This is a genomic window from Undibacterium sp. GW821-FHT11B02 (genome assembly GCF_058808955.1).
Genome location: NZ_JBXASD010000008.1, coordinates 329950 through 336836 on the forward strand (window position 1 = coordinate 329950; position 6887 = coordinate 336836).

8 protein-coding genes are annotated in these 6887 nt (G+C 48.3%); 3 read left to right on the top strand and 5 right to left on the bottom strand.

From position 1 onward, the window contains the following. Positions 1-2: 2 nt before the first annotated feature. The 4 genes from ureE to AC1RVX_RS19240 are packed head-to-tail and all read right to left on the bottom strand — an operon-like array spanning position 3 to position 2836. Positions 3-521, bottom strand: a complete 519-nt coding sequence (gene ureE / locus AC1RVX_RS19225; protein WP_493218209.1) for an urease accessory protein UreE — start codon at positions 519-521, stop codon at positions 3-5. 3 nt (positions 522-524) lie between these two features. Beyond that, a complete protein-coding gene (gene ureC / locus AC1RVX_RS19230) occupies positions 525-2222 on the bottom strand; it encodes an urease subunit alpha (RefSeq protein WP_493218210.1) in 1698 nt (565 codons plus the stop codon). Further along, entirely contained in the window at positions 2219-2524 is a 306-nt protein-coding gene (locus tag AC1RVX_RS19235) for an urease subunit beta (protein WP_493218211.1), read from the bottom strand. The genes ureC and AC1RVX_RS19235 overlap by 4 nt, the downstream gene beginning before the upstream one ends. Positions 2525-2533: 9 nt before the next feature. Then, positions 2534-2836 carry an urease subunit gamma gene (locus AC1RVX_RS19240; RefSeq protein ID WP_110253278.1) on the bottom strand — a complete coding sequence of 101 codons (303 nt, stop codon included), beginning with the start codon at positions 2834-2836 and terminating at the stop codon, positions 2534-2536. A 458-nt stretch (positions 2837-3294) separates the two neighbouring features. On the opposite strand from AC1RVX_RS19240, the gene AC1RVX_RS19245 reads away from it, so the two are divergent. Genes AC1RVX_RS19245 through AC1RVX_RS19255 form a run of 3 tightly spaced genes read left to right on the top strand, consistent with a single transcriptional unit; the run spans position 3295 to position 5629 of the window. After that, entirely contained in the window at positions 3295-3900 is a 606-nt protein-coding gene (locus AC1RVX_RS19245; protein ID WP_493218212.1) for an RNA polymerase sigma factor, read from the top strand. Continuing rightward, positions 3897-4403 (top strand): hypothetical protein, encoded by a 507-nt coding sequence (locus AC1RVX_RS19250; protein ID WP_493218213.1) that lies wholly within the window; start codon positions 3897-3899, stop codon positions 4401-4403. Before AC1RVX_RS19245 ends, AC1RVX_RS19250 begins: the two co-directional genes overlap by 4 nt. Before the next feature lie 50 nt (positions 4404-4453). After that, positions 4454-5629 carry a hypothetical protein gene (locus AC1RVX_RS19255; protein ID WP_493218214.1) on the top strand — a complete coding sequence of 392 codons (1176 nt, stop codon included), beginning with the start codon at positions 4454-4456 and terminating at the stop codon, positions 5627-5629. 63 nt (positions 5630-5692) lie between these two features. On the opposite strand, the gene phnD is transcribed toward AC1RVX_RS19255, so the two are convergent. After that, on the bottom strand, positions 5693-6697 hold the full coding sequence (gene phnD / locus AC1RVX_RS19260; protein ID WP_493218215.1) for a phosphate/phosphite/phosphonate ABC transporter substrate-binding protein: 1005 nt from the start codon (positions 6695-6697) through the stop codon (positions 5693-5695). Between the last annotated feature and the right edge of the window lie 190 nt (positions 6698-6887).

Sequence of the window (6887 nt, forward strand, 5' to 3'; positions counted from 1 at the left end):
GCTCAAGCCTTGCTGTCTGAAGGACGATGTATGCGCTGACGCAAAGGTATCGGAGCCAAAGGATTATGCGGATGGCCGTCATCGCCGCCATGGTGATGTCCACCACCATACGCACCGGATTCTGGCTCAAAACTGGCCTGCTCTTCAGTGACGATTGCCCCCAGCCCCTGCAACATTTCCTTTAATACCGGGTCTTTACGTATACGCAAGAAGCCATCGCCGACCTGGGCCTGCGTATGCCGGTTACCCAGATGAAAGGCACAGCGCAATAAATTAAAAGCCGTTTCGCATTCCACCTTATACGTCGGCTCGGCAGCGGCAACGACTTCAATCACGCGGCCATCATTACCCAGCATCAGGTCGCCATGGCGCATGACGGTACCGCGCACGGTAAACACGGCCACATCTTCACCGTTGGCAAGCGTGGCGCGCAAACGGCTTTTTTCACGCAATTCATACGGCAAGACCAGTTGCCCGGCGATGCTGTCGGCAGTCTCGATTTTTGTTTGTAATGTCAGCATTGTTTAAAATAAGAAATAACGTTGGGCCATAGGCAGGATCTTTGCCGGTTCGCACACCAGCAATTCACCATTGGCACGGACTTCATAGGTTTCTGAATCGACTTCCATTTTCGGCGTCAGGCCATTGTGTATCATGTCCTTCTTGCGGATATGGCGTGTGTTCTTGACGGCAATCAGGGTCTTGTTCAGCTTCAGTTGTTCTGCCAAGCCCGCATCCAGCCCCGCCTGCGATACAAAGGTGAACGACTTTTTCAGCCCGCCACCAAAGGCACCAAACATCATGCGGTAATGCACAGGCTGTGGCGTTGGTATCGATGCATTCGGGTCACCCATCTGGGCAGCGGCGATCATGCCACCCTTGATGATCATCGATGGTTTCACGCCGAAGAAAGCAGGCTTCCACAAAACGATATCAGCAATCTTGCCCACTTCCAGCGAGCCTACTGCATGGGCAATGCCGTGGGTCAACGCCGGGTTGATGGTGTATTTGGCGATATAGCGTTTGACACGGAAGTTGTCGTTACGCGCATTGTCTTCCGCCAGCGAACCGCGCTGTTGCTTCATCTTGTCTGCCGTTTGCCAGGTGCGCATGATGACTTCGCCAACACGGCCCATGGCCTGGGAATCGGAGGACATCATCGAGATAGCGCCAATGTCATGCAAGATATCTTCAGCAGCAATGGTTTCGCGTCGTATGCGTGATTCGGCAAAGGCGATATCCTCAGCAATAGCCGGGTCAAGATGGTGGCAGACCATGAGCATGTCGAGATGCTCATCCAGGGTATTGACGGTGTACGGGCGGGTAGGATTGGTGGATGACGGCAACACATTCGCCTCGCCCACCGCCGCAATAATATCCGGCGCATGGCCACCACCCGCACCTTCGGTATGGAAGGTATGGATAGTCCTGTCCTTGAATGCCGCCAGGGTGTGCTCCAAAAAACCACCCTCGTTGAGCGTATCGCTATGAATCGCAACCTGCACATCCATCTGGTCCGCCACGGTCAGGCAATTGTCGATGGCTTGTGGCGTCGTGCCCCAGTCTTCATGCAGTTTCAAGCCTATGGCACCTGCCCTCACCTGCTCTTCCAATGGCAAAGGCAAGCTGACATTACCCTTACCCATAAAACCCAGGTTCATGGGGAATGCATCTGCCGCCATTAGCATGGAATGCAAATGCCAGGGGCCAGGCGTACATGTGGTTGCTGCCGTCCCGGTTGCCGGGCCAGTGCCGCCACCCAGCATGGTAGTGACACCACTCATCAACGCTTCCTCTATCTGCTGCGGACAAATAAAATGGATGTGCGAATCGATGCCGCCCGCGGTCACGATCTTGCCTTCACCGGCAATGATTTCCGTCGCACCACCAATTGCCATGTCAACGCCGGACTGTATGTCTGGGTTACCAGCTTTTCCTATGCAGGCGATAAGGCCATTTTTGATGCCGATGTCGGCCTTGACGATGCCCCAGTGGTCAATAATCACGGCATTGGTGATGACAGTATCCATGACTTCGGCATGTGGTCTTTGCGACTGGCCCATGCCATCACGAATCACCTTGCCGCCACCAAATTTTACTTCTTCACCATAGATGGCGAAGTCTTTTTCAATTTCTATGAACAGGCCAGTATCTGCCAGACGGATGCGGTCACCCGTGGTTGGCCCAAACATTTCAGCATAAGCATGACGTGAAATTTTCATAGTGCCCCCATCACTTTGCCGCTGAAACCATAGACTTTTCTGTCACCGGCCAAGGCCACCAGTTCTATGCTGCGTTGCTGCCCGGGTTCAAAACGGATGGCTGTGCCAGCAGCAATATTGAGGCGCATGCCATAAGCCAGCTGGCGGTCAAATTGCAGGGAGGGATTGGTTTCAAAAAAATGAAAATGTGAGCCCACCTGTATCGGCCTGTCGCCGCTATTGGCCACAGTAATACTGACCACTGGACGGCCCACGTTCAATTCGATATCCCCATCCTCTATCAGGGTTTCGCCTGGTATCATGGTTTTCTCCTAAGGAATGGGGTGATGGACGGTAACCAGCTTGCTACCATCCGGGAAGGTTGCTTCGACCTGGATATCCGGAATCATTTCCGGCACGCCTTCCATGACATCGGCACGGCTGAGTATTTGCGTACCTTCCGACATCAGTTCAGCCACCGTGCGGCCATCACGCGCACCTTCCATGATGGCGGCAGTGATCAGAGCGACCGCTTCCGGGTAATTCAATTTAAGGCCTCGCGCCTTGCGCCGCTCCGCCAGCAAGGCAGCGGTAAATATCAACAATTTGTCTTTTTCTCTGGGTGTCAGATCCATATCTTCTTTCTCGCTCCATGTAGTGACTGCTCTTTCCTATTATTTCGGTTGATTTTCAAAATAACAAGTAGTCAGATACTGAATGTCCACTTTTACTACCAAAGGATTATCAAAAGCAACACTGCAAGTTTTGAACCAAGTAGATTCATGCATGAGCAAGCAATATTGCATAGAGATGCACCAAATAAATGCAGAAAATCACCACTCAGGTGCATTTTCATTAAATATCAGGCTAACAGCCTTTCCAGCAAAATAGTTGGAACTTTTAAGCTTGCTCAGAGTAATACCTATCAAGAGACTTGATTTCACTAAAGCCAAGCCGAACACAACAGTAAACAAATTAGGACTTACGCAAAATTGTCCCAACAAGGCGCAGTGACGAAGACAGTACTTTAGTACGGTTAGGAGCTGCAACGCAGTTGGGGCGGTTTTGCGTAAGTCCTACACTTCAAATGAATATGGATACCGGGAATACAGACTCCAGCTTGCTAAGGCAAATGCGCGATGGCGATGTCGCTGCGTTTCAACGTCTGTACCAGCGCCATCAAGGGCCGATTTATCGCTATGCCCTGATGCGCTGCGGCCAGAGCGCGCTGGCAGCCGATGTTGTACAAGACGTATTCATGGGCTTGCTGACCAGATCGTATCGCTATGACGCGGGCCTGGGCAATTTGCAGAATTTTTTGTTTGGCATCGCCAGGAACTTGCTGCTGAAACAGGATCAGGCCCAACGCCGCCATCAGCCGTTGTCAGGTTTGGAGGATGAAGACGAAGAAGAAGTATTGATGAGCGAAGCAGCAGAACCCACAGATGCCATTTTCAACCAGCAATTGACTGAACATGTAAGACAGGCAGTGGCCGTGCTGCGCCCGCATTATCGTGACGTGATTATTTTGTATGAGCTGCAAGAGCTGTCATATGCAGAAATCGCCGTAATTTGCAGCATAGACATAGGCACGGTACGTTCCCGCTTATCGAGAGCACGTGCAGCGATGCTGCAATATAGCGAACGACTTGGCTGGCGCCCCGAGGTAATCGCTGCTAAAAATGGAACAGAAAGATGAAATACAATATGAATACCCATCAGGATTTCTGCAGTAAAGATGCCATGCTGGATCAGCAATTCAGCCTTTTGCGTAAAAACTTGCAAGAACTGAATACACCTGAAGCAGCAGAGCAAGCTTTATTGCAAGCCTTCGCCAGGCAGCAAGCCAAGGATAAAACACGGGTCCGTTCCAAACGTCTTCGCCCCTGGCTGGCCAGTTTGCTGACGCTGGGCGGTAGCCTTAGCCTGGTAATGTTGATGGTGTTATTTCCCGCACCCAGACAGCAGTTACCACCAGAAAATTCCTCAACCATGAACGAAGAGCTTCCACCCTTTGTCGCTCTGGTACCACTGGAACGCCTGGACAACGAAACCCCGCACATGCTGGAGGCAGAAATTCCTGCAGCTTGGCTCACCAGCCTTGGCATGCCAGTTTCACCAGAAATGGCCGGTGATCTGGTACAAGCACAAATGTTGGTCACGGCAGATGGAGAGCCTCTAGCCATGCGTCTCTTAAAATAAATGCCAACGACTACCGACACCCATCTCTGACTAACGAAAAAGGAAACATCATGAACGTCAAATTTCCGCTTTTTATACTATTGGGTTCTTCCTGTGTGATGGCCCATGCGAATGTGGACAATGACGCTGCGACCCCGGCAGATGAAAAGCAGCCACATCGGCATGTAGAAATCATTCAAATGCCTGCAATACCGCCCCTATCACCCATGCCACCCATGCCACCCATGCCACCCATGCCTGCACTGGCGGCAATGGCTGAAGTGCCAGATACAAAAACCGTCAATCGTATTGTGTCAGATGCGATGAATCAGGCATTTGTCAGCATGCAAGGCATACAAACCGTCAAACCAATAAAAAATGCACCTTACAGTGCAGAAGTCATCGCGGAGAAAACCCAGACACTGGCCGATGGCAACCAGATCAGCAACAAAACCACCAGCCTGACCTATAGAGACGCTGCTGGCCGCACCCGCCTGGAAATGCGCGACAGCAAGGGAAATATCCAACATATCCTGATAGTTGATCCGGTTGAAAACATCCGCTATATCCTCATGCCCGAAAAGAAGGTAGCAACCAAAATGCATATGGGACAAGAACTTGATGAAAAGCTGTCCAGCGTCAAGGAAAAACTGGACAAGATGAAGCAAGAAGGAAAAACCGTTAGTGTAGAAACAACGCGCAGTGGCAATGAAGTCATCGTCAAACGGCTGGAACGCAAAGCCAGTGATGACAAGGCCGAGACCAATAAAGATATTCATGAAGAAATCCAGGTCAGAGTTGTCCGTGCTGGCAGAGATATGCCGGTTGTGCAAACCGTTACCAGCCTGAATCAAATGCCGGGTAATTTCACCAGTTTGATGGCCATGAGCCCCCTACCCATGGCGTTCATGGACAGCCGCTGGACAGCAAAAGGTAACACCAAGGATCTCGGCAGTCGTGATTTTGATGGCATACGTGCCGAGGGAAAAATGCGTTCTTACCAAATTCCTGCAGGTGAAGTCGGCAATAAAAATCCCATCATCGTCAGCTCTGAAGCCTGGTATGCGCCAGAGCTGCAAATGACCGTATATGTAAAACAGACTGACCCGCGTACGGGGGAATGGAGCTACAGGCTCAATAATTTGAAACGTACAGAACCTGCTGCAAGCCTGTTCAGCATACCGGAGGGTTATACAATCAAAGAAATTCCAGTACTGCAAAAGGTAATTGTGGAGAAACATGGATAAATCGCTATAAACCCACACCTGAATGGAATTAGCCCGCAAGGGCTAATCTACATCTAATCCTTTTTAAACAGGATTTCTTAAAATCATCTCCAGCTTAGATGCCCTTTTAACAATCTCGTCTACTTTTAGCGATCTGTCTTTTTCACTCAAGCTGGAATCATTTAATATCTTTTGCCGCTCTTGAAACATTTCCAGATCAGCAATTCGCAACAATTGAAAATTAGAAGCTTCGCGAAACGACGTAATCTTATTAATATTCCACAATATCTGTTTTTCATTTTTGTCTTTTCGCCCAAAATTTAAAATAAAAGAATTGATTTTCTTTTTCATATCTGGGGCCAACTCTTTTTTCCAAATGAGTGGAGATTCAGGAATATCTACTGATTCCCAAATGACACGTATCGACTTGGCCATTTCTGGATATTTTGAACGAAAAATGTCTAACTCAGAACTATTGCAAGTCGCCAAATCAACCTGACCACGAGCAACGGCGATTAAATTGTCTTCATGACTCCCATGTTTGACTTCTTTAAAAAAACTTTCAGTATTATTTATTCCAAATTTTACGAACGCATAATAGTCAGGCACCAAATGGCCGGACGTACTTTTCAAATCGCCATCTCCAAAAATCAGATTTTTTCCATCTCTGTGAATGTCAGATAATTGTTGAATTTTGCTGCTGCCGTGTACTATCAAAATAGATTTATATGATTTTTTTCCATTTACTTCCATTGATGCAAAAATACTGGCTTTCCCAGTTTCGATCAAATTAAGTGCTTGAGAATTACCTAACCAGGCCAAATCAATATTACCTTGCATAAAGTCTCGCACTAATTCAGCCTGCCGGGTATATGCACGAAGCTCAATTTTCAATCCGAGGTTGACAGACATTCTTGAAAAAAAGAGATTCCAATCTGAAAGCATTTGGTCAGCATTTCTTGGCAACATCAATCCAAAGACCAATTTTTGACCAGGTTTTATAACGGTGTTATTTGTGTCTTGGCTTGCATTGACATTTAACGTCAATCCAAGCGTGCAGACTCCGACGAAAAAAAGCCGTCTATTCATGTCTCACTCCTGTAAATTAAATACAGCCACCTCAATTGGGATGAATAATCCTCTAATTTTTTTGTGGTGATTGAAGTACCAACTTCTTTTTTTTAATTAATAAGGATAGAAACTGAGCTTCCCCTGAAATTTAGTTCCCCAAAGGTGACGTAAAATAAACGTAACTTTGGAAAAACAAATGATGAACAGG

Bases quoted from the DNA above. Each gene is read 5' to 3' on its own strand.
- ureE (WP_493218209.1), bottom strand. From the start codon at position 521: ATGCTGACATTACAAACAAAAATCGAGACTGCCGACAGCATCGCCGGG.
- phnD (WP_493218215.1), bottom strand. From the start codon at position 6,697: ATGAATAGACGGCTTTTTTTCGTCGGAGTCTGCACGCTTGGATTGACG.
- AC1RVX_RS19240 (WP_110253278.1), bottom strand. From the start codon at position 2,836: ATGGATCTGACACCCAGAGAAAAAGACAAATTGTTGATATTTACCGCT.
- AC1RVX_RS19250 (WP_493218213.1), top strand. From the start codon at position 3,897: ATGAAATACAATATGAATACCCATCAGGATTTCTGCAGTAAAGATGCC.
- AC1RVX_RS19245 (WP_493218212.1), top strand. From the start codon at position 3,295: ATGGATACCGGGAATACAGACTCCAGCTTGCTAAGGCAAATGCGCGAT.
- ureC (WP_493218210.1), bottom strand. From the start codon at position 2,222: ATGAAAATTTCACGTCATGCTTATGCTGAAATGTTTGGGCCAACCACG.
- AC1RVX_RS19255 (WP_493218214.1), top strand. From the start codon at position 4,454: ATGAACGTCAAATTTCCGCTTTTTATACTATTGGGTTCTTCCTGTGTG.
- AC1RVX_RS19235 (WP_493218211.1), bottom strand. From the start codon at position 2,524: ATGATACCAGGCGAAACCCTGATAGAGGATGGGGATATCGAATTGAAC.